This is a genomic window from Bradyrhizobium sp. WYCCWR 13022 (genome assembly GCF_030435535.1).
Classification (GTDB): domain Bacteria; phylum Pseudomonadota; class Alphaproteobacteria; order Rhizobiales; family Xanthobacteraceae; genus Bradyrhizobium.
Window position 1 is genome coordinate 52,407 of sequence record NZ_JAUIZJ010000029.1, and the last position, 20,562, is coordinate 72,968.

Here is a 20,562-nt window from a genome sequence, read left to right on the forward strand (position 1 = left end):
GAGGGAGCAACGCCGCGATGGAAAAAGGCATTTTTGCAGGGCTCAAGGTTCTGGACTGCGCGAGCTTCATCGCGGCGCCCGCGGCCGCGACCGTGCTGTCCGATTTCGGCGCCGACGTCATCAAGATCGAGCCGCCCGGCGCCGGCGATCCCTATCGCAACCTGCCGAACCTGCCCGGCTATCCCACTGGCGAGCACAATTTCGCCTGGCTGCTCGAGGCCCGCAACAAGAAGAGCCTCGCGCTCGACCTCTCCAAGCCGGAGGCGCAGGCCGTGCTCTACAAGCTGGTCGAGGAGGCCGACGTCTTCATCACCAACATGCCGCCGCCGGTGCGCGGCCGGCTCGGCATCAGCTATGACCATCTCGCCCACCTCAACGACCGGCTGATCTACGCCTCCTTCACCGGCTACGGCGAGAAGGGCGAGGAAGCCAACAAGCCCGGCTTCGACAGCAACGCCTATTGGGCGCGCTCCGGCCTGATGGACCTCGTCCGCGCCGACACCGATACGACGCCGGCCCGCTCGGTCGCCGGCATGGGCGACCATCCTTGCGCCATGGCGCTGTACAGCGCGATCGTCACGGCGCTGTATCAGCGCGAGAAGACCGGCAAGGGCTCGCATGTCGCCTCCAACCTGATGGCCAACGGCGTCTGGGCGGCGAGCGTGCTGGCGCAGGCAAAACTCTGCGGCGCCAAGTTCGGCGAGCGGCGTCCGCGCGAGCGCGCGCTCAATGCGGTCGCCAACCACTACCAGTGCAAGGACGGCCGCTGGCTGATCCTGTCGCTGCTCAGCGAGGAGAAGCAGTGGCCGACGCTGGCCAAATGCCTCGGGCGCGAGGACCTGATCAACGATCCGCGTTTCGCCACCAAGCCCGACCGCCACGCCCGCTCGATCGAGCTGATCAAGATCTTTGACGAGACCTTCGCCACCAGGGACCTCGCCGAATGGCGCAAGATCCTCGACGGCAACGGCCTGGTGTTCGGCATCGTCGGCATTCTGGACGACATCCCGAACGACAAGCAGATGCTCGACAACGAGGTGCTGGTGCCGTTCGAGAACGACACCATGCTCACCATCAACTCGCCGATCTGGATCGACGGCACCAAGAAGGTGCGGCCGCGCAAGCCGCCCGGCGTCGGCGAGCACAGTGACGAGATTTTGCGTGGCGCGGGATACGACGAGGCCGCGATCAAGCAGCTGCGGGCAAAGGGCGCTGTGGGGTAAGGGGCGCTCGCACAGCAATGACGATGCCGCACCATCGCGGTATCGTCTCACGGCCATGATCGTCTCGTGAGGTCCCATGCCCCTCTATCGCCTGCACTACTTCCCGGAATCCGGCAACAGCTACAAGCTGGCGCTGATGCTGACGCTGTGCGGCGAGACGTTCGAGCCGGTGTGGACCGATTTCGGCGGCGGCGTCACGCGCACGGCGGAATGGCGCAAAGCCGTGAACGAGATGGGCGAGATACCTGTCCTCGAGGTCGACGGCGTGAAGATGACGCAGACGGCCCCTCTTCTGCTCAAGCTTGCCGAACAGTACGGCCGCTTCGGCGCCGCAACGGAAGACGAAAAATTCGAGCTGCTGCGCTGGCTGTTCTGGGACAACCACAAGCTCACCGGCTACATGGCGACCTATCGCTTCATGCGGGCCTTCACCGAGAGGAACGATCCGCAGGTGCTGAAGCACTTCCGCCGGCGGCTCGACGACTTCCTCGGTATTCTCGACGGACACCTCCAGCACAGCGCCTTCGCGATCGGAGCCAAGCCGACCGTCGCCGATATCTCGATGATGGCCTATCTGCACTATCCTGATGACGAGCACGGCTTCGATTTCGCGGCGAGCCATCCCGCCATCCACGCCTGGCTCGGCCGCATGGCGGCGCTACCCGGCTGGAAGCCGGCCTACGAGTTGCTGCCCGGCAAGCGGATGACGAACTACGCGAAGTGAGGGCTACCTCAGCGCCAGCCAGCCGAGCGTGAACAGGATGCCGCCGACAAGGACGACGACCGCGATAGCGGAGGTGCTGACGCGGATGCTGCCGGCCACTTGCCTGGCTTCCTCATTCTGCGCGATCTCGCGATTGCGCTCCTTGTTGGCGTCGCTGGTGTCCGTCATGGATCATCCAAAATCGGTTGGAGCGGGCCTACCGCGTCTTGATGAAGCACATGCCAATGCGGCTCGAAGCCGCCGCAGCCTGACAGGTGAGACCCTTGGCACAGGTCCATGACGTAAAACTCTTATCGGCCGTTCCCGATCCCGCGTTTTGCAGGGAACAATGGGCGCCCCAGCCGTCCTGATACTCGGTGCCGGCGAGTTCACGGCTGCCGCGGGTTTGCGGCCGGCTGGCGAATCCACGTGAGAAATCAGGGCGTTTGCCGGCGGCAAAGGCGGTCAGGATGTCACGACGGCGGGGCTGGTCGCCAAAGAAGTGCGGCGAGGCCGGCACGATGGTGGAATTCGACGCGTTCTCCGTCAGCCAGTCCACGCCCGGGAAATGAAAGCCGCCGATGCCGCGGGTCTGGTGGCAGCCGGCGCAGGTGACGTCGTTGAGGCGACGTTGGAAGCCCGCGACCGAGCGAATGTTCTCCATGGTGATGCCGCGCGCCGCCGCATGGTTCAGCGCGCCGACGACATCCTCGTCGGTAAAGACGGGTTCGCCTTTGCCCTCCCCTTGCATCATCCCGAACTCCGGCTGCAACGTCGAGGCGTCCAGGCCTGCAGGTGTCGGCGCCACCGCAGCCTTGGCGAGATACTTCTCCGGGATCAACACCGTGCCACGATCGAACGCGCGAAAATTCGCGGGCGTCAGCAGCCAGGCCTTGAAGTCGCGCCTGAGCGCTTCATCGGCAAGGATGCGGTCGCGGTCGATCTGGTTCTCCAGCGTCGATTCCACGAACGTTTTCGTGGCGGCGTCGTATTTGAACACCTTGAGGAGATAGTCGGAGCGGAAATCGTGCAGCGCCGACTTCGGCGCGATCGAGATCTGGATGTTGGTTTCGATGCGGTCGATCATTGCGTCATAAGGCGCGGAGCGGCTACCGATCAGAGCCTGCCAGTCGCCATTATCGAGCCAGCGCCGCGCGACCTCGGCGCAGGTGACGGGCTTACCGCTCGCGTCGGTCTGGCGCGCATCGCGCGCCTTCATCACCAGGTTGAACGTCATCGGCAGGCGCGTCGCAGTGTTGCCGGTGTCGAACCGCGCGAGACGATAGATCAGCCGGATCTCGCCGCAGGACTCTTCCGACACGTAGGCGCGATCCATGCGGTTGACGATGCCTGCCAGCACGAAACGCGTGTTGGCAGAATTAAGACCGGCCCTATCGAACAGCTGGACGTCGAAACCCTCGCCGACGCCGATGGTCTCGCTGGGCCAAGCCCGTTTGTGCCGCGCGACGTAGCGATCGAACTCCGCATCGATCGCCGGCAGGATGTCCTCGAGTTGCGGCAGCGACGCGAACAGCACATCATTCGTCAGGGGGGCATTCGCGTTGCGCTCCGGCTGCAGCAGCCGCGAGATCGAAAGAGCATCGCTCCGGTCGAGCTTGCGCAGCAGATCGGGATCGGTGATCGCGGTGCCGCGCACGAGCGGCGCGTTCTCTGCTGCCGAGAGCGACATGACGCCGCCCAACAATGGAATGGCAGTCAGGAGAATTCGCAGTGCGCGGCTCATGCCTCCACTAACACCGCTGACGACGGCCTATTCAAGTCAAAAGGCGCTTCACGCGGTGGTGAAGCGCCCTTTCGAAAGTCGGATATCGACCGCCTAGCGCGCGACGATCAGGCCCCTTGGAGTGACGACGACCCAGCGGCCGTCCTGACGGCGGATCGCATCGACACGGCCGACGCCGGGGATGGGATCGCCCGCATAGACTTCGTAAAGGCCGCCCCGGCCCTCGATCAGCGCGCCGCCATTGGCGACGTCGCGCAGCCTCCAGCCGTCGATCGTCGGCAGGCGGCCGACTTCGGTCTTGGGGGCGGCGGGCGCAGGTGCCGGCGCGGCAGCGGCCGTCGCGACCTGGGTCGGGGCCGGTGCTGCGATCGTGCCGGTGGTTTCCTTCGCGGACATGGCGGCTGCCGCTTGAGCGGGAGTTGCGGGCGGCGTGGCGCGGAGCTTCTCAACAGCCTCGGACAGCTTTGCGATCTTGGCCATCGGTTCGGCCTGCGCCTTCTCGAGTTTCTCGAGACGGTCGTTGGTCCGGTTGATCTGGCTGAGGCCGTTCTTCGACGTGTGCTCGACATTGGCCTTGAGCGCGACGATGTCGGAATCGATCCGGGCAACGGACGAGTCCAGCGCGCTGGTATCGGCGACCTGCGCGGGCGCCGGGCTGGCGAAGTGCATCATGCCGGCGGTCGCGAGCGCGCCGCTGATGGCGCCGACGCAGGCCGCGATTGCCACCACCGCGGCCATCGCCGACATGCGGCGCTTGCTCCCGGTGTCCCGCACTTCGTCGGCCTTCACATGCGGGGCAAACTCTTCGCGGTCCCAGGACCGCTCCGAGGGCGCCATCACGATGAGCTTGCCGGGCTTCGGTTCGGGCTTGGTTTCGGCCAACGGTGCGGCGCTGATCCTGGGCACCTCGATCCTTGAAGCCTCGATCTTTGGCGGTTCGACCTTCGGAGCGTCTGCTTTCGGTGGCGCCTCATGGTCGGGAGCAATCGAAGGGGCCTCGATGCCGGCAGCAGCCTCGACGGCCTGCGGCGCGGTTGCTGCGACTGCGTCGGCGGCAGTGTCTTGGCCGGCCAGTTCGGGCATGGATTCGCTCACGGCTCAAATACTCCAGTCTAGGTTGACCTTTTGGTAACTTTCATTGCTTGCGAATTCCTTACCTCGGGACCCGCTTACCGAAATTTTAGGAACTCGTCCGAGGCCGAATTGGGTCGGGAAAGTGGAACCGGCATGGCGGCGTGCAACAAATTGTCAGCCGATGCTGCCCTGCGGTAGACCACGCGTCTTAGCCGAAGGGTTTGTTTGCCCGCCATTGTTCCCCGGTTAACATGGGCCGTCCCGTCAGCCAGAAGGGCTCCGGGAGGCCCTTAGGGGGTACCATGGCGATCGAGAAATGCATCAACGCGTTTGGTGTCGATGACGTCATCTTCGAGGAGGGCTCGACCGGCCGCGAGCTGTTCGTCGTGCTCGACGGCGAGGTCGAGATCGCCAAGATCGACGGCGGGCGCAAGATCAGCATCATCAAGCTCGGCAGAGGCGAGTTCTTCGGCGAGATGGCCGTGATCGACGGCTCGGCCCGTTCGGCGACCGCGATCGCCTCGGCCCCAGACACGCGCGTGATGCGGATCAACCACGCGCGCTTCGTCTATCTCGTCAGCCAGCAGCCGGCGTTTGCGCTGATGGTGATGGACGCGCTGTCGAAGCGCCTGCGCGCGTCCAACGCCGTCACCTACCGGGCAGCGCAATCATGAGCGAGCGCAAGCCGACGGCTTTCCCGATCCTGATGAAGAACGACACCTGCTCGCTGATCCAGGCCGCCGATGACGTCTATCAGATCCGCTTCTCCAACCGCGCCGCCAACGCTTATCTGGTGCGCGGCTCGGCGCGCACCATCCTGATCGATGTCGGCTTGTCCTCGAACTATCCGGCGATGGTGGAGTGCCTGAACTTCGCCGGATGCCCGCCCGAGAAGATCGACATGGTGGTGCTGAGCCACGAGCATCTCGACCACATCGGCGCGGCTTGGCACTTCAACGAGCGCCGCACCTATGTGGCCGCCCATCGGCTCGCCGCCAACAAGATCATGCTGCGCGACGATTTCTCGATGCTGCGAAAAATGTTCAACGAGCCGAACGTGCCGATCAACATCGACATCTGGCTCGAGGAAGGCAATCTGATCGACCTCGGCAATTTCCGCCTCAACGTGATGTACACGCCGGGCCACACCTCGGCTTGCATCACGCTGTTCGACCAGGACAAGGGCCTGCTGTTCGCGGCCGACACCTTGATGCCGGGCGGCGTCATGGGCGGCGTGTTCGGCTCCGGCAGCATCGCCGACTACATCCAGTCACTGGAACGCATCAAGGGACTGAACGCGAAGATCCTGCTGTCGGGGCATGGAAGGCTGTCCGACACGCCGCAGGAGGACGTACGCACAGCGATTGCGCGGTCGCACGGCCTGCTGGAAGACACCGCGCAATTGTTCGACGCGCTGGACGCACGCTCGAACTTCGAGCCGATCATGCAGTCGGTGCGGGATTTGAACAAGCTGGATGACTAGAGGCGCAGTGCCCCCACGGCGTCGGCCCGGCGCGGGGGCTCATATCACCACCGGCTTGTCCGGCAGCTCGTTCGGATGCCCGCGGCCCGGCGGGAAATGTTTTGCCAGCTCGCGCGACACAGCCGCGATGCCGTCGATGACACCACGCTCGAACCGGCCGGCGCTGAATTCGACCTCCATCGCGCGGCAGATCGCCTCCCAGCCGGCAGCACCGACCTTCGCATCGATGCCGCGGTCGGCGACGATCTCGACGTCGCGATCTGCGAGCAGCAGGTAGATCAGCACGCCGTTGTTGTGCGCGGTATCCCAGATCCGCAAATGCGAGAACACGTCGAGCGCGCGCGCGCGAGCGTGCTGATTGCGGAACAGCGGACGGCCGTCGAGCGCGCCTTCCACGACGAAGCGGACCTGGCCGGAATGCGTGGCTTCGCTTTGCTTGATCGCCTGCTCGATGCGATCGAGCACCTCCTGAGGAAACGCCTGCTTCGCGCGCCAATGGTGCTGGAGGAGATGCCTGGTGATACGCCTGATGCCCATGATTACCAGCTCCCCGAGGCGCCGCCGCCGCCAAAGCTGCCGCCGCCCCCGCTGAAGCCGCCGCTGGATGACGATCCGCTGCTCCAGCCGCCAGACGAGGAGCCGCTCGACCATGACCCGCCGCGCGACGACCCCGTCGATGCCGGAAACAGATCGGCGATGAAGGACAGCACGAAGCCGATGATCCCGGCGAGCAATGCCAACGCGCCGGATCCGAGGATGAGCAATGCGACGAAGCCAATCACGCTACCGGTTGCGACCGAGCCGAGCAGCCGCCCCAGCAACGCACGCAAGAATCCTCCGACCACGAAGGAGGCGAACAGGACGACCGGGGCGAGCGGCCCGATGTCGTCCAGATTGGCAAAATTCACGGTGCGTGAGGGAGCCGGCAGCGGCTCGCCGTCGATGACGCGCATCATCCGCTCGGCGCCGGCCGAGATGCCGCCGGCGAAATCACCCTCTCTGAATTTCGGCGTGATGACCTCGTCGATGATCCTCCGCGAGGTGACGTCGGTGAGTGCGCCTTCGAGGCCGTAGCCGACCTCGATGCGCAAGTGCCGGTCGTTCTTGGCAACGACCAGGATCGCGCCGTCGTCGACCTTCTTGCGGCCGATCTTCCAGGCTTCAGCCACACGGATCGAGAACTGCTCGATCGTTTCCGGGTCCGTCGTCGGCACGATCAGCACCGCGATCTGGCTGCCCTTGCGCGTCTCGAAATCGCCGAGCTTCTGCGACAGCGCAGCGATGTCGCTGCTCGACAGCGTGCCGGTCCGGTCGACCACGCGGCCGGTGAGCTGCGGCACCGCGACGTCGGCCAAGGCGGGGACGACGAACGTGAATACAAGCGCAACAATGAGGGCAGCACGCCACCACATATTCGCTGTCATCGCCCGCCTCGACCGGGCTATCCGGTATTCCAGAGGCGCCAGCGGAACACCGAAAGGCCTCGGCGTTCTGGATCCCCCGCTTTCGCGGGGGATGACAGCGGTGGGTGCGGTGAAGCCCATGCGTAAAACGGCGCGATTACTTTGACGGCGCGGGCGCGGCGTTGAAATCGACCTTCGGCGCGGTCGAGATCTCCTTCTCGTTCTCGACCGTGAAGTTCGCCTTCGCCTTGTAGCCGAACATCATCGCGGTGAGGTTGCTCGGGAACGAGCGGATGGTGACGTTGTACTCCTGCACCGACTTGATGTAGCGGTTGCGCGCGACCGTGATGCGGTTCTCGGTCCCCTCCAGCTGCGACATCAGATCCTTGAACAGCGCGTCAGACTTGAGCTGCGGATAATTTTCGGTAACGACAAGGAGCCGCGACAGCGCGCTGGAGAGCTCGCCCTGGGCGGCCTGGAATTTCTGGAAGGCGGCGGGATCGTTGAGCACCTCGGGCGTCGCCTGGATGCTGCCGACCTTGGCGCGGGCATTGGTGACGCCGAGCAATACGTCCTTTTCCTGCTGCGCAAAGCCCTTCACCGAGTTGACGAGGTTGGGCACGAGATCGGCGCGGCGTTGATACTGGTTCACCACCTCGGACCAGTTGGCCTTGATCTGCTCGTCCTGGCTCTGGATCGCGTTGTAGCCGCAATTGGTGAGGCTGAGCGAGGCCAGCGCCGCCAGCACGGTCAGGATCTTGCGCATCAAATTTCTCCCGGTGGAATCGGGGGCAAGCTACCAGATTGCGCGCACACGGCGCCAGATATCCCGACCGGACGGCGCGAAAAGCAGCCGGCTGACGCAAGCCCCTTGCCTAGCACCACGCGACATAGTCAACTCGAAGCAAACAAGACGAAAAGCAGCAGGGGAACGCGCCATGTCCTCGTTCGAGACCATCCTCGTGGAGCGGCCGGAGCCGGCGATTGCCAGAATAGTCATGAACCGGCCCGACGCGCGCAACGCGCAAAACCTGCAAATGACCTACGACCTCAACGCCGCCTTCGACGCGGCGGTGCAGGACGACGCGGTCAAGGTCATCATCCTCGCCGGCAACGGGCCGCATTTCTCGTCCGGCCACGATTTGCGCCCTGGCGGCAAGAACGCCGCAGGCACAGATTTTCCGCCGGTAGGAAATTGGGGCGGCTTTGCCGAGGCGAACGCCCACGGCCGCTTCGCGCGTGAGCAGGAAATATATCTCCAGATCACGCGGCGCTGGCGCAACCTCGCCAAGCCCATGATTGCGGAAGTGCACGGCAAGTGCATCGCCGGCGGCTTGATGCTGGCCTGGGCCTGCGACCTCATCGTCGCCAGCGACGATGCGCAGTTCTGTGACCCGGTTGTGACGATGGGCGTCTGCGGCGTCGAATGGTTCGTGCATCCCTGGGAGCTCGGCCCCCGCAAGGCCAAGGAATTCCTGTTCACTGCCGACAGCTGGAGCGCGCAGGAGGCGCATCAGCTCGGCATGGTCAACAGGGTCGTACCGCGTGCGGAGCTGTCATCGCGCGTGCTGGAGCTGGCACGCCGGATCGCAGCAAAGCCGTCCTTCGCGCTGAAGCTGACCAAGGAAGCCGTGAACCGCTCCGTCGACGTGATGGGCCAGCCCGCAGCGATCGACCAGGCCTTTGCCCTGCATCAGCTCTGTCACGCCCACAATCTTCAGGAGTTCGGCATGGTGGTCGATCCATCCGGACTGCATCCCTCCGTGCGCAAGCCGGCGGCCGCGGAGTAAACGCCATGGATCTCAATCTCACCGACGAGCAACGGCTGCTGCGCGAAAGCGCGGAGCGCTTCGTGGCCGAGAGCTACGATGCCGACCACCGCCGCAAGACCGCCAATGATCCACTCGGCTTCAGCCCTGACGTGTGGAAGCAGTTTGCGGATCTCGGCTGGCTGGCGCTGCCGATCCCGGAGGAGTACGACGGCCTCGGCGGCGGGCCGGTTGAGATCGGCATCCTGATGGAAGCGTTTGGGCGCGGGTTGGTGTCCGAGCCGTATGTCGCGACGGTCGTGCTGGGCGCAGCGCTGATCGAGCGATGCGGCAGCACGGCGCAGAAGCAGGCGAGCCTGCCCGAGATTGCTCACGGATCATTGAAGGTTGCGTTCGCGCATTCCGAGCGTGCAGCGCGGTTCGATCTCGCCAAGGTCGCGACGTCAGCGACCAAGACGGCGCAAGGCTGGCGTCTTTCCGGCAGCAAGGTCGCCGTGCTCGATGGCCATGCCGCCGACGAGATCATCGTCTCCGCGCATCTGCACGACCATCAGGGACCGTCGGGGCGGATCGGCCTGTTTCTGGTGTCGGCAACGGCCCAAGGGCTGTCGATCTCGGATTATCCGCGCCTCGGCGGCGGGCGGGCTTGCAACATCGAACTCGCCGACGTGCAGCTGCCGGCAGATGCCCTGCTCGGTGACGGAAAGGACGCGCTACCGGCAATCGAATGGGCGGTCGATCGCGCCATGGCTGCGCTCGGGGCGGAAGCCGTCGGCATCATGCAGACGCTGCTCGATACCACGCTCGAGTACACCGGGATCCGAAAGCAATTCGGCCGGCCGCTCTCCGCCAACCAGGTGATCCGCCACCGCCTCGCCGACATGGCGATCCAGGTCGACGAAGCCCGTTCGATGGCGCTGCGTGCCGCGCTGAAGGCCGACAGCGCGCCGATGGAACGTGCTCGCACAGCTTCGGCTGCGAAGGCGAAGATCGGCAAATGCGCCCGCTTCGTCGGCGAGCAGTCGATCCAGCTTCACGGCGGCATGGGCGTTACCGAGGAGCTCGAGGTCGGCGCCTATTTCAAGCGGCTGGTCGCCTTCGAGACACTGTTCGGCGGCACCGCGCACCATTATGCCCGCCACGCCCAGCTCGGCCGCACCATCAAAGCTGCCTGACACAAGGAGCGCATCATGGACCTGTCGTTCAATGCCGAGGAGCGCGCCTTCCAGAGCGAGGTGCGGAGCTTCATCGCCAAGAATCTCACCGAGGATATGAAGCGCGCCACTGCGCTGACGCCGTCGGTGTTCTCCGATCCCGACATCGGCATGGCTTGGCAGCGCGCCTTGCACGGCCGCGGCTGGGGCGCTCCGGGCTGGCCGGTCGATCATGGCGGCCCCGACTGGACGCCGGCGCAGCGCTGGATCTTCGAGAGCGAATGCGCGCGGGCCGGCGTACCGAATGTGAACGTGATGGGCGTGAAGATGGTCGGCCCCGTCATCATCGGATTCGGCTCGCCGGAGCAGAAGAATTTCTATCTGCCGCGGATTCTCTCTGGCGAGGATTATTGGTGCCAGGGCTATTCCGAGCCGGGGTCCGGCTCCGACCTCTCCTCGCTGAAGACCCGCGCGGTGCGCGACGGCGACGACTACATCATCAACGGCACCAAGATCTGGACCACGCACGCCCATCACGCCAACCGCATGTTCGCGCTTGTGCGCACCAGCGACGGACCGCGGCAGCAGGACGGCATCAGCTTCATCCTGATCGACATGGCGACGCCGGGCATCACCACGCGCCCGATCCTCACCATCGGCGGCGACCACGAGGTCAACCAGGTCTTCTTCGACGACGTGCGCGTGCCCGTGGCCAACCGCGTCGGCGACGAAGGCAAGGGCTGGACCTACGGCAAATATCTGCTCGAGTTCGAACGTGGCTCCGGCATCGCGTCAGCCAAGCTGCGCGAGGGACTCCGAGCGATCACCGAACTCGCGGAGTCCGATCTGACGGGACGCGCCATCGACAGCCCCGATATCGCCGCGCGCATCTCCGAGGTCGAGGTCGACATCGACGCGCTTGAAATGACCGAGCTGCGCGTGCTCTCGGCGCTGCAGACAGGGCAAAATCCCGGCGCGGTGTCGTCGATCCTGAAGCTGCGCAACAGCGAGATCCGGCAGGCCGTGACGCGGTTAGGGGTCGACGTCATCGGCCACGACGCACTCGCGGTCGAGCCGATGCGCCCGCTCTACAAGCTCAACCACGAGCCGGCGCTGCCTGAGGACATGCTGACGGTCGTGCCGGAATATCTCAACGGCCGCGCCTACACGATCTTCGGCGGCACGTCGGAGATCCAGCGCGATATCATTGCGAAGATGATGCTGGGGATCTGAGGGGGACGGCGCCACACGTTCCGCCGTCGTCCCGGACAAGCGCGCTTAGCCCGCCACCTTCGCGTCCCTGATCGCCTTCCAGATCTTCTGCGGCGTCAGCGGCGTATTCAGCTGGCTGATACCGAGCTCGGCGAGCGCATCCATCACGCCGTTGGTGACGCAGGGCGGCCCACCGATGGCACCGGATTCACCGCAGCCCTTGGCACCCAACGGATTGGTGCGGCAAGGCGCGGAATCGTCCAGCGTCACGACAATGGGCGGCACATCGTCGGCGCGCGGGATGCAGTAGTCCTGGTAGCTTGCCGTCAGAAGCTGACCGTCGGCATCGTAGGACACGCCCTCGTACAGCGCCTGGCCGATGCCCTGCGCGACGCCGCCATGGATCTGCCCCGTCACCAGCATCGGGTTCACGGCGACGCCGACGTCGTCGACGGTGGTGTAGCGCACGACCTTTGATACGCCAGTCTCCGGATCGATCTCGACCTCGCAGATATGCGTGCCGTTCGGCCAACTGGGACCATCAACCTCGCCCTCGGAATCGACGCTGAGCTTGGCGCCAGCCTCCTTCTCGGCGATGTCGAACAGGCTAATGCGGCGATCGGTGCCGACCACGGTGAGCATGCCGCCCTGATATTCGATGTCCTCGACCGAGGTCTCCAGCACATTCGCCGCCTTCTCGCGCGCCTTCTGGATCAGATCGTTCGAGGAGACCGCGACCGCGGTACCGCCGACGAACAACGAGCGCGAACCGACGCTGCCGAAACCCATGGCGAGATCGGTGTCACCTTGGACGACGTCGATCTTGTCCATGGGGATGCCGAGCGTGTCGGAGATCATCTGGGTGTAGGTGGTCTGCAGCCCCTGCCCCATCGCCATGGTGCCGGAATGCAAGATGACGCGGCCCTGCGAGGTAGCGTGCAGGCTGACCTTCTCGGTGTGGGCGCGACCGCCGGTCCATTCGATGTAAGAGGTGAGGCCGCGGCCGTAGAGCAGGCCCTTCTTCTTAGCGGCTTTCTTGCGCGCGGCAAAACCGTCCCAGTCGGCGAGCTTCACCGCACGGTCGAGCATGTGTGCGAAGGCGCCGGAATCGTACACCTGCCCCGCGGCATTCGTGTAGGGCAGCTGCGCCGGCTTGATGTAGTTCGCCTTGCGGATCGCGCGCGGATCCATGCCGATCTTGCGTGCAGCGGCGTCGAACAGACGCTCGACGATGAAGACCGCCTCGGGGCGGCCCGCGCCGCGGTAGGCTCCGACCGGCGCGGTGTGGGTCATCACCGACTTGATCTCGAAATGCACCAGCGGCAAATCATAGACGCCGGTCTGCACGAACGGCCCGAGCACCAGCGGAATGATGTTGGCCGCGCCCGAGGAGTACGCGCCGGTGCAGCCGATCGAGGTGACGCGATAGGCCAGCACCTTGCCTTTCTCGTCCAGAGCAAACGATGCTGTCGAGGTGAGATCGCGGCCATGGGTGCCGCCGACGAACTCGTCGGTGCGATCGCCGCGCCAGCGGATCTTCTTGTTCAGCTTGGTCGCGACATAGGCGACGATGCCGTCTTCCGGATAGAGATTGGTCTTCTGCCCAAAGCCGCCGCCGATGTCGCCGACCAGCACGCGCACGCTGTCCTTGGGGCGCTTCAATATGGCTTCCGCCAGCACATCGCGGGTCGAGGCCGGGGTCTGCGACTGCACATGCAGGAGGAGCCGGCCGGTCTTCTTGTCGATCTCGGCGATGGTCGAGCGCGGCTCCATGGCCGAGGGCACAAGACGCTGGCTGACGAGATCGAGCTCGACCGTGTGCGCGGCCTTGGCGAAGGCCTCGTCCACCTTGGCGGCATCGCCGTAGCTCATCGCGCCGACGATGTTGTCGGGCGCCTCCGGCCATACCACCGGCGCACCGGGCTTCACGGCCTCGACCGGATCGACCACCGCGGGCTGCACGTCGTACTCGACCACGATCACTTCGGCCGCGCTCTGGGCCTCTGCGCGCGACGAAGCCACCACCGCAGCCACCGCTTCGCCGGTGTAACGCACGACCTCATGAGCGAGCAGCCGGCGCGGCGGCACCGTCATCGGCTTGCCGTCGGGGCGCTTGAAGATGCTCAGCGTCGGGATGCTGCCGACGTCGTCCTTGATCAGGTCGGCTCCAGTATAGATCGCGGTGACGCCGGGCATCGATGCCGCTGCGCCGGTGTCGATCGAGACGATCTTCGCGTGCGCATGCGGCGAGCGCAGCACGTGCAACCACAGCGCGCCATCCTCCGGCTTGTCGTCGATGAATTGCCCCTTCCCGGTGAGCAGCCGCTGGTCTTCCAAACGCTTGACGGGCCGACCCGCTCCGAAACGCAAATTGCCGGGAAGAATGTTCATTCCTTAGGTCCTCTAAGCCTCAAAGTGCGGGCGCCTTTTAGCGGATCGAGACAGGCGAGACCAGCCGCGGTTTTGGGCGGAAATGCCGCGCTTTCGGCATAACGAGAGCGCTTAGCCGAGCTCTTTGAGCGCAGCTTCCACCACCTTGCGCGCATCGGCCGTCAACGCGGCCTGCGGCGGAACGGGATCGCCGACGTCATAGCCCTGGATCGCGAGGCCGGCCTTGATGCAGGCCGCGAGGTTGAAGCGGGCGAAGGCCTCGTTGATGCGCCACAGCTTGCGCTGGAGCGCCATGGCCTCGTCCCAACGGCCGGCCTGGCAGAGATCGTAGAGCTTAACGCTCTGGCGCGGGATGATGCAGGCCGGTCCCGCCATCCAGCCAAGGCCGCCGATCAGCATCACCGCGGCCGGGATATGGGCGGAGGCCGAGAACACGCGCAAGGAATCGCCGCAGCGATTCATGATCGAAAGCAGCCGCCCGGTGTTGGTCGAGGCGTCCTTGATGTAGCCGATGCGCGGATGCTCGGCGAGGCGCGCGATGACGTCGAGAGTCAGATCCGAGCGCTGGAATTGCGGATTGGTGTAGAGGACGACGGGAATGTCCACGGCATCCGCGATGCTGCGGAAATAGGATTCGATCTGGGCATCATTGAGCGGGAAGTAGGCCTCCAGGATCGCCAGAATGCCGTCGGCACCGAGCTTCTGGCAGGCCTGCGCCTGCGCCACCGCGTCCGCCGTCGAGGTCGACGCAACGCCCGCCACCACGGGTACCCGCCCCTTCGCAGCCTCGATCGTGGTCCGCACCACGGCCAGGCGCTGGGCGGCATTGAGATAGGCGAACTCGCCGGTCGAACCGAGCGGCGTCAGCCCGTGCACGCCGGCGCCGATCAGATCGTCGCAGAGCGCTGCAAGCACGTTGGTACGCACGGTGCCGTCAGCATCGACGGGCGAGACGAGATAGGGAAAGACGCCGCGAAATTCTGTCATGTCGGGAATGAAGTCCGGGGGAGCCGAGTTCGGTCGGGCAGGCGCGCGATCCATGGCGTGCTACCATGGGCTCCTATTGCCAGCAAGCGAACGCGCGGGCCGCTTACACCTTGAGCAGCCGCACCCGCGTGCCCCAGGGATCGACCGCCTCGACGCCGTCAGGCAGCTGCGCCATCTGCGCGCCGCCCTCGCGCAGGCGCTCCTCCTGCGCGGCGAGGATGTCCCGCTTCTCAGTCACCAGCGAGAACCAGGCGAGCCCTGTCGCGGCATCGTCGCGCTGGCCGGCGCCCTGGCTCTGCCAGACGTTCATGCCGAGATGGTGATGATAGCGCCCCGACGACAGGAAGGCGGCGCCGTTGCGGCTGCGGGTCGGGTCGAGGCCGACAGCGCCGTGGTAAAAATTCTGCGCCTGCGCGAGATCGCCGACACGCAAATGCATGTGGCCGACGCGTAGTCCGTCCGGCGCCCTGGCATAGTCGCTGACGCGCGTGTTGGTCAGCGACAGCAAGTCTGGGATGTCGAGCTCGTCGGTCGCCATCTTCACGCTGCCCTCGCTCCACTGCCATTGCGAGGGATCGCGGTCGGCATAGACTTCGATGCCGTTGCCTTCGGGGTCGTCGAGATAGACGGACTCGCTGACGAGATGATCGGCAAAGCCCGACAGCGGCACGCGGTGCGAGGCGGCGTGGACCAGCCAGCGCGCGAGGTCCTTGCGCGTCGGCATCAGGAACGCGGTGTGATAGAGGCCGGCGGCGTTGCGCGGCTCGATCTCAGCGTCGGGACGGGCCTCCAGCGCCAGCAGCGTGATACCTGCCGTGCCGAGTTTCGCGGCGCTCGCCGAACGCGCCATCACGGTGAGGCCGATCACGTCGCGGTAATAGTCGGCGACCTTGCCGAGATTCCTCACTCGCAGCGTCACCATGCCGACCCGCATCGGCGTGCGGCTGGCATAGGTCGGCCCGCCGCCTTGCGGAACGCCCTCGGCGCGCGCGGCAGCCGCCGCGGCCATCGCGAGCGAGCTGGCCCCGGCGAGTTGAAGCAGGGTGCGGCGGGTGAGGTCGATGGTCATCGGTCGGGGCTCGCTGCAAATCGTTTGAGGCCGTCGGATGTGGGGATTGCTACACGTTCCCGTGAGCGGCTCCAATCACATGTTCGTCGGCCGCGGCTTTGGGGACGACTGGCCACCCGGCCAGTTTCGCTGACCGCCGTGACATCCCAGATTGGAGGCAGCTTACAGGAGCCTTCCATGACTGACCTCACCCCTCTCGCCTCGCTGTCGTCAGCGCTCGCAGACGTCGTCGCGCGCATCGCGCCATCCGTCGTGTCAGTGCATTCGCATCGCTCCCGCTCGACCGGCTTCGTCTGGAAGCCCGGCCTGATCGTCACCGCCGACGAGGCGCTGGCCGACGAAGGCGAGGTCGGAATCGTCCTTGCCGACGGCAGCACGGCCACCGCCGCGATCGTCGGCCGCGACCACACCACCGATATCGCGCTGCTGCGCGCCGACACCAGCATCACCCCGGTCAAGCTGGCCACGACAGTCCCCGCCCTCGGCGCGCTCTCTGTCGTGGTCGCCACCAACAGAGACACGCCGAGTGCGGCGCTCGGGATGGTCTCGGTCTCCGGCACTGGCTGGCGCTCCTTGCGCGGCGGCGAGATCGACGCACGGATCGAACTCGATGTTCGCCTGCGTCCGAACCAGGAGGGCGGCCTCGCCGTCGATGCTTCAGGCGAGGCTTTCGGCATGGCGGTGCTCGGGCCGCGCCGCGTTCTGGTGATCCCAACCGCAACGATCGAGCGCGTCGCGGCACAACTCGAAACGCGGGGCCGCATCGCCCGCGGCTATCTCGGGCTCGGCCTCCAGCCGCTGCGGCTCGACGACGGCGTCGGCGCGATGGTGATGAATGTCGACAAGGCAGGCCCCGCTGCCGCGGCCGGCATCCGCCAGGGCGATGTGATCGTGGCAGTCAACGACCAGAAGCTGTCCGGCGTGCGCGCACTGTTGCGCACCCTGGGACCTGCCAGCGTCGGCCGGGTAATCGACGTCGCGGTCCGCCGTGGCGGTGAACCAGCGCGCTTCAGGGTCACGATCGGCGAGAGGCCCGAGACGTGAGCGCGGACACCGCGCCCGAGATCGTGCTGTCGCTGGAGATCGACGATCCCGCGCTGGCCGACCGCCTTGCGACCCTGCTCGGCAGCGTCGCGGGGCTTCGCCTTGCCTCGCCCGGCGAGCGCGCGAATGCGACCATCGTCGCGCGCGACCCCCGCGTCATGCCCGATGACATCGCGCTGACGCAGCGCGAGCTCGACGTGCTGGCGCTGATGGCGGAAGGCGCCTCCAACAAGATGATCGCGCGCCAGCTCAACATCTCCGTGCACACCGTGAAATTCCACGTCGGCTCGCTGCTCGACAAGCTGGATGCGACCGGCCGCACCGATGCGGTCGCGCATGCGGCGCGCCGCGGCGTGATCGAGCTCTGAGCGGGGAGCGACGATCTCTCCCCTTCACTGCGGAGAGCTCTCGCGGGGAAGCAACCCAGAGTCTTTCCGCGGTGGCAGCCTGGATTGCTTCGCTACGCTCGCAATGACGGGCGGATGGAGCTCGCCCTCTATGCGCTACTCGGCTTGTTACGCCCGTTTCCCGTTGTTCTTCTCCGCAGCCCGGCGCATCGCTTCGGCCAGCGCGCCGCCACCGCCGGATGGCTCCTGCTTGCGCGGGGCCGAGGAGGTCATGCGGGCCGGACTGCGTGCGCTGTTGTCGCGCTGCATGCCGGGGGCGTCCTTCTTGGCGCCGACCTCGTCGTCGAGGCGGAGCGTCAGCGAGATGCGCTTGCGGGCGACCTCGAAGTCCAGCACCTTGACCTTGACGATGTCGCCGGGCTTCACGACCTCGCGTGGATCCTTGATGAAGTTCTTCGACATCGCCGAGATGTGCACGAGGCCGTCCTGGTGCACGCCGATGTCGACGAAGGCACCGAAGGCGGCGACGTTGGTCACGGTGCCCTCGAGGATCATGCCCTTCTGGAGATGCTTGATCTCCTCGACGCCCTCCTTGAACACCGCGGCCTTGAACGCCGGACGCGGGTCGCGGCCGGGCTTTTCCAATTCCTTCAAAATGTCGGTGACGGTGGGCAGACCAAAGGTCTCGTCGACGAAGTCCTTCGGCTTGAGCGTGCGCACGAGCTCGCTGCTGCCGATCAGCGCCTTGATGTCGCTCTTGGTCGCTTCGAGAATCCGGCGCACCACCGGATAGGCTTCCGGATGCACGCCGGAGGCATCGAGCGGGTCTTCGCCGCCGAGGATGCGCAGGAAGCCGGCGCATTGCTCGAACGCCTTCGGACCCAGGCGCGGCACGTCCTTCAGCGCCTTGCGCGACTTGAACGGGCCGTTGGCGTCGCGATGCGCGACGATGCTCTGGGCGAGGCCCGAGCCGACGCCCGACACGCGCGCCAGCAACGGCGCGGAGGCGGTGTTGACGTCGACGCCGACGGCGTTCACGCAATCTTCGACCACGGCATCGAGCGATTTGGCGAGCTTGGCCTGGCCGAGGTCGTGCTGATACTGGCCGACGCCGATCGCCTTGGGCTCGATCTTGACGAGCTCGGCGAGCGGATCCTGCAGGCGCCGCGCGATCGAGACCGCGCCGCGCAGGGTGACGTCGAGACCGGGCAGTTCCTCCGAGGCGAAGGCCGAGGCCGAATAGACCGACGCGCCGGCTTCCGACACCACGATCTTGGACATCTTCAGCTCGGCGAGGCCCTTGACGAGATCGCCCGCGAGCTTGTCGGTCTCGCGCGAGGCGGTGCCGTTGCCGATCGCGATCAGCTCGACGCGATGCTTGATCGCGAGCTTGCCGAGGATGGCGAGCGCCTCGTTCCACTGCCGCTGCGGCTCGTGCGGATAGATCACGGCGGTATCGACCACCTTGCCGGTTGCATCGGTGACGGCGACCTTGACGCCGGTGCGGTAGCCGGGATCGAGACCCATGGTGGCGCGGGTGCCGGCGGGCGCGGCCAGCAGCAGGTCGCGCAGGTTCGAGGCGAACACGCGCACGGCCTCGGTCTCGGCCGCGTTCCACAGCCGCATGCGCAGGTCGATGTTGAGATGCACCTGGATCTTGGTGCGCCAGGCCCAGCGCACGGTGTCGATCAGCCAGCGATCGCCGGCGCGCTTGAGGTCGGCAATGCCGAACCGCTTCATGATCTTGAGTTCATAGGCGCCGGGTACGCCGGCGGGCGGCGCCTCCTCGGCCTGAATCTGCAGATCGAGGATCTCTTCCTTTTCGCCGCGGAACATCGCCAAAATTCTATGCGACGGCAGCTTGGTCAGCGGCTCGGAGAAGTCGAAATAGTCGGCGAACTTCTCGCCCTCGGTCTTCTTGCCGTCGCGCACCTTGGAGGCCATGCGCGCATTGGTCCACATGTCCTCGCGGAGCGCGCCGATCAGGTCGGCGTCTTCGTCGAAGCGCTCGACCAGAATGGCGCGGGCGCCGTCGAGCGCGGCCGCGGCATCCGCGACGCCCTTCTCGGCATTGATGAAACCTTCGGCAACGACCTTGGGATCGTTGCCGGGCTCTGCCATGAGCTGATTGGCGAGCGGCTCGAGGCCGGCTTCCTTGGCAATCTCCGCCTTGGTGCGTCGCTTCGGCTTGAACGGCAGATAGATGTCTTCGAGGCGTGCCTTGCTGTCGGCGGCGAGAATTGAGGCCTCCAGCGCGGCATCGAGCTTGCCCTGTTCGCGGACTGATTCGAGGATCGCCTTGCGGCGGTCTTCGAGCTCGCGCAGGTACACCAGGCGCTCCTCCAGGGTGCGCAATTGCGCGTCGTCGAGCGCACCGGTCGCTTCCTTGCGGTAGCGGGCGATGAAGGGAACCGTGGCGCCGCCGTCGAGCAGCGTCACCGCGGCCTCGACCTGCTCCGCCCGTACCCCAAGCTCCTGCGCAATTTTCTGGTTGATATTTGCCACGCGAGATTTCCTCTATATCCAAGCACGCGACGCAAACCGAAATCCGGCCGCGGGACGCCGCTTATGAACCAACCGAGGTTGATTCATCAAGATGCGGCGCACAACCGTCGACAGAGGATTTTTTTTGTCGAGCCGATGCGATCTCGCCACAATCGTGGGGATGTCGCGGGGGCTCGTGTCCCGGACGCGCTGCGACGCGCAAGCGTTGCGGCGCAGAGCCAGGCCCCAGAAAGTGGCACGGCATGCGGCGAGATGGGCCCCGGCACAGCAGCGCATTGCTTTGTGCTGCGCAGCGTCCACGGCACGAGGCACCCTTGGATTATTCATCTCCGCAACTTCGTTCAGCAGACACAGCTTCGCCTCCTCGCGGCGCAATCCGCCCGAGTTTTGCTGTTCGCGTCACGCCCTCAAAACAAAGGGCGCAGGGAAGGCCGGGTGCCGGCCGGCACCCACG

The 20,562-nt window shown here is 65.7% G+C and carries 20 protein-coding genes; 10 read left to right on the forward strand and 10 right to left on the reverse strand.

What is annotated here, in order from left to right; all coding sequences use genetic code 11:
* Nucleotides 1-17 precede the first annotated feature (17 nt).
* Both QY049_RS33000 and QY049_RS33005 read left to right on the forward strand, forming a co-directional pair.
* Nucleotides 18-1,223, forward strand: a complete 1,206-nt coding sequence (locus QY049_RS33000) for a CaiB/BaiF CoA-transferase family protein (RefSeq protein ID WP_258765330.1) — start codon at nucleotides 18-20, stop codon at nucleotides 1,221-1,223.
* Between the two features lie 76 nt (nucleotides 1,224-1,299).
* On the forward strand, nucleotides 1,300-1,947 hold the full coding sequence (locus QY049_RS33005; protein WP_258765329.1) for a glutathione S-transferase family protein: 648 nt from the start codon (nucleotides 1,300-1,302) through the stop codon (nucleotides 1,945-1,947).
* 3 nt (nucleotides 1,948-1,950) lie between these two features.
* On the opposite strand, the gene QY049_RS33010 is transcribed toward QY049_RS33005, so the two are convergent.
* The 3 genes from QY049_RS33010 to QY049_RS33020 all read right to left on the reverse strand — a co-directional run bounded on the left by QY049_RS33010 (nucleotide 1,951) and on the right by QY049_RS33020 (nucleotide 4,753).
* Entirely contained in the window at nucleotides 1,951-2,115 is a 165-nt protein-coding gene (locus QY049_RS33010) for a hypothetical protein (RefSeq protein WP_194477656.1), read from the reverse strand.
* A gap of 28 nt (nucleotides 2,116-2,143) precedes the next feature.
* On the reverse strand, nucleotides 2,144-3,670 hold the full coding sequence (locus QY049_RS33015; RefSeq protein ID WP_301270403.1) for a hypothetical protein: 1,527 nt from the start codon (nucleotides 3,668-3,670) through the stop codon (nucleotides 2,144-2,146).
* A gap of 93 nt (nucleotides 3,671-3,763) precedes the next feature.
* Nucleotides 3,764-4,753 carry a hypothetical protein gene (locus QY049_RS33020; protein ID WP_258766887.1) on the reverse strand — a complete coding sequence of 330 codons (990 nt, stop codon included), beginning with the start codon at nucleotides 4,751-4,753 and terminating at the stop codon, nucleotides 3,764-3,766.
* Nucleotides 4,754-5,046: 293 nt separating this feature from the next.
* Here QY049_RS33020 and QY049_RS33025 point away from each other — a divergent pair, with 293 nt between their 5' ends.
* Together QY049_RS33025 and QY049_RS33030 are read left to right on the forward strand one after the other, a co-directional pair.
* A complete protein-coding gene (locus QY049_RS33025) occupies nucleotides 5,047-5,418 on the forward strand; it encodes a Crp/Fnr family transcriptional regulator (RefSeq protein WP_194477658.1) in 372 nt (123 codons plus the stop codon).
* Complete coding sequence (locus QY049_RS33030) at nucleotides 5,415-6,227, forward strand: MBL fold metallo-hydrolase (protein WP_258765327.1); 813 nt, start codon at nucleotides 5,415-5,417, stop codon at nucleotides 6,225-6,227. Before QY049_RS33025 ends, QY049_RS33030 begins: the two co-directional genes overlap by 4 nt.
* Nucleotides 6,228-6,266: 39 nt before the next feature.
* On the opposite strand, the gene QY049_RS33035 is transcribed toward QY049_RS33030, so the two are convergent.
* From QY049_RS33035 to QY049_RS33045, 3 genes are all read right to left on the reverse strand, one after another.
* On the reverse strand, nucleotides 6,267-6,764 hold the full coding sequence (locus QY049_RS33035) for a TPM domain-containing protein (RefSeq protein ID WP_258765326.1): 498 nt from the start codon (nucleotides 6,762-6,764) through the stop codon (nucleotides 6,267-6,269).
* A 2-nt stretch (nucleotides 6,765-6,766) separates the two neighbouring features.
* Nucleotides 6,767-7,651 (reverse strand): YgcG family protein, encoded by an 885-nt coding sequence (locus QY049_RS33040; RefSeq protein ID WP_258765325.1) that lies wholly within the window; start codon nucleotides 7,649-7,651, stop codon nucleotides 6,767-6,769.
* Between the two features lie 136 nt (nucleotides 7,652-7,787).
* Entirely contained in the window at nucleotides 7,788-8,396 is a 609-nt protein-coding gene (locus QY049_RS33045) for a LemA family protein (protein ID WP_194477662.1), read from the reverse strand.
* A 172-nt stretch (nucleotides 8,397-8,568) separates the two neighbouring features.
* On the opposite strand from QY049_RS33045, the gene QY049_RS33050 reads away from it, so the two are divergent.
* Genes QY049_RS33050 through QY049_RS33060 form a run of 3 tightly spaced genes read left to right on the forward strand, consistent with a single transcriptional unit; the run spans nucleotide 8,569 to nucleotide 11,786 of the window.
* Nucleotides 8,569-9,420 carry an enoyl-CoA hydratase gene (locus tag QY049_RS33050; protein WP_194477663.1) on the forward strand — a complete coding sequence of 284 codons (852 nt, stop codon included), beginning with the start codon at nucleotides 8,569-8,571 and terminating at the stop codon, nucleotides 9,418-9,420.
* Between the two features lie 5 nt (nucleotides 9,421-9,425).
* Nucleotides 9,426-10,574 (forward strand): acyl-CoA dehydrogenase family protein, encoded by a 1,149-nt coding sequence (locus QY049_RS33055; protein WP_258765324.1) that lies wholly within the window; start codon nucleotides 9,426-9,428, stop codon nucleotides 10,572-10,574.
* A gap of 15 nt (nucleotides 10,575-10,589) precedes the next feature.
* The gene (locus QY049_RS33060; RefSeq protein WP_194477665.1) at nucleotides 10,590-11,786 is read left to right on the forward strand and encodes an acyl-CoA dehydrogenase family protein; all 1,197 of its coding nucleotides are present in this window, start codon (nucleotides 10,590-10,592) and stop codon (nucleotides 11,784-11,786) included.
* A 45-nt stretch (nucleotides 11,787-11,831) separates the two neighbouring features.
* Here QY049_RS33060 and QY049_RS33065 read toward each other — a convergent pair whose 3' ends face one another.
* The 3 genes from QY049_RS33065 to QY049_RS33075 all read right to left on the reverse strand — a co-directional run bounded on the left by QY049_RS33065 (nucleotide 11,832) and on the right by QY049_RS33075 (nucleotide 16,212).
* Nucleotides 11,832-14,156 (reverse strand): xanthine dehydrogenase family protein molybdopterin-binding subunit, encoded by a 2,325-nt coding sequence (locus tag QY049_RS33065; protein ID WP_258765323.1) that lies wholly within the window; start codon nucleotides 14,154-14,156, stop codon nucleotides 11,832-11,834.
* A gap of 111 nt (nucleotides 14,157-14,267) precedes the next feature.
* Entirely contained in the window at nucleotides 14,268-15,143 is an 876-nt protein-coding gene (locus QY049_RS33070) for a dihydrodipicolinate synthase family protein (RefSeq protein ID WP_194477667.1), read from the reverse strand.
* A 103-nt stretch (nucleotides 15,144-15,246) separates the two neighbouring features.
* On the reverse strand, nucleotides 15,247-16,212 hold the full coding sequence (locus QY049_RS33075) for a VOC family protein (RefSeq protein WP_258765322.1): 966 nt from the start codon (nucleotides 16,210-16,212) through the stop codon (nucleotides 15,247-15,249).
* A 177-nt stretch (nucleotides 16,213-16,389) separates the two neighbouring features.
* Between QY049_RS33075 and QY049_RS33080 the strand changes: the two genes are divergently transcribed.
* Nucleotides 16,390-17,256 (forward strand): S1C family serine protease, encoded by an 867-nt coding sequence (locus tag QY049_RS33080; RefSeq protein WP_258765321.1) that lies wholly within the window; start codon nucleotides 16,390-16,392, stop codon nucleotides 17,254-17,256.
* Nucleotides 17,253-17,624, forward strand: a complete 372-nt coding sequence (locus QY049_RS33085) for a response regulator transcription factor (protein ID WP_194477670.1) — start codon at nucleotides 17,253-17,255, stop codon at nucleotides 17,622-17,624. The genes QY049_RS33080 and QY049_RS33085 overlap by 4 nt, the downstream gene beginning before the upstream one ends.
* Before the next feature lie 147 nt (nucleotides 17,625-17,771).
* Here QY049_RS33085 and QY049_RS33090 read toward each other — a convergent pair whose 3' ends face one another.
* Nucleotides 17,772-20,108 carry a Tex family protein gene (locus QY049_RS33090; RefSeq protein WP_258765320.1) on the reverse strand — a complete coding sequence of 779 codons (2,337 nt, stop codon included), beginning with the start codon at nucleotides 20,106-20,108 and terminating at the stop codon, nucleotides 17,772-17,774.
* Nucleotides 20,109-20,171: 63 nt separating this feature from the next.
* Between QY049_RS33090 and QY049_RS33095 the strand changes: the two genes are divergently transcribed.
* The coding region (locus QY049_RS33095; protein ID WP_301270404.1) for a hypothetical protein at nucleotides 20,172-20,562 on the forward strand (391 nt) is incomplete at its 3' end.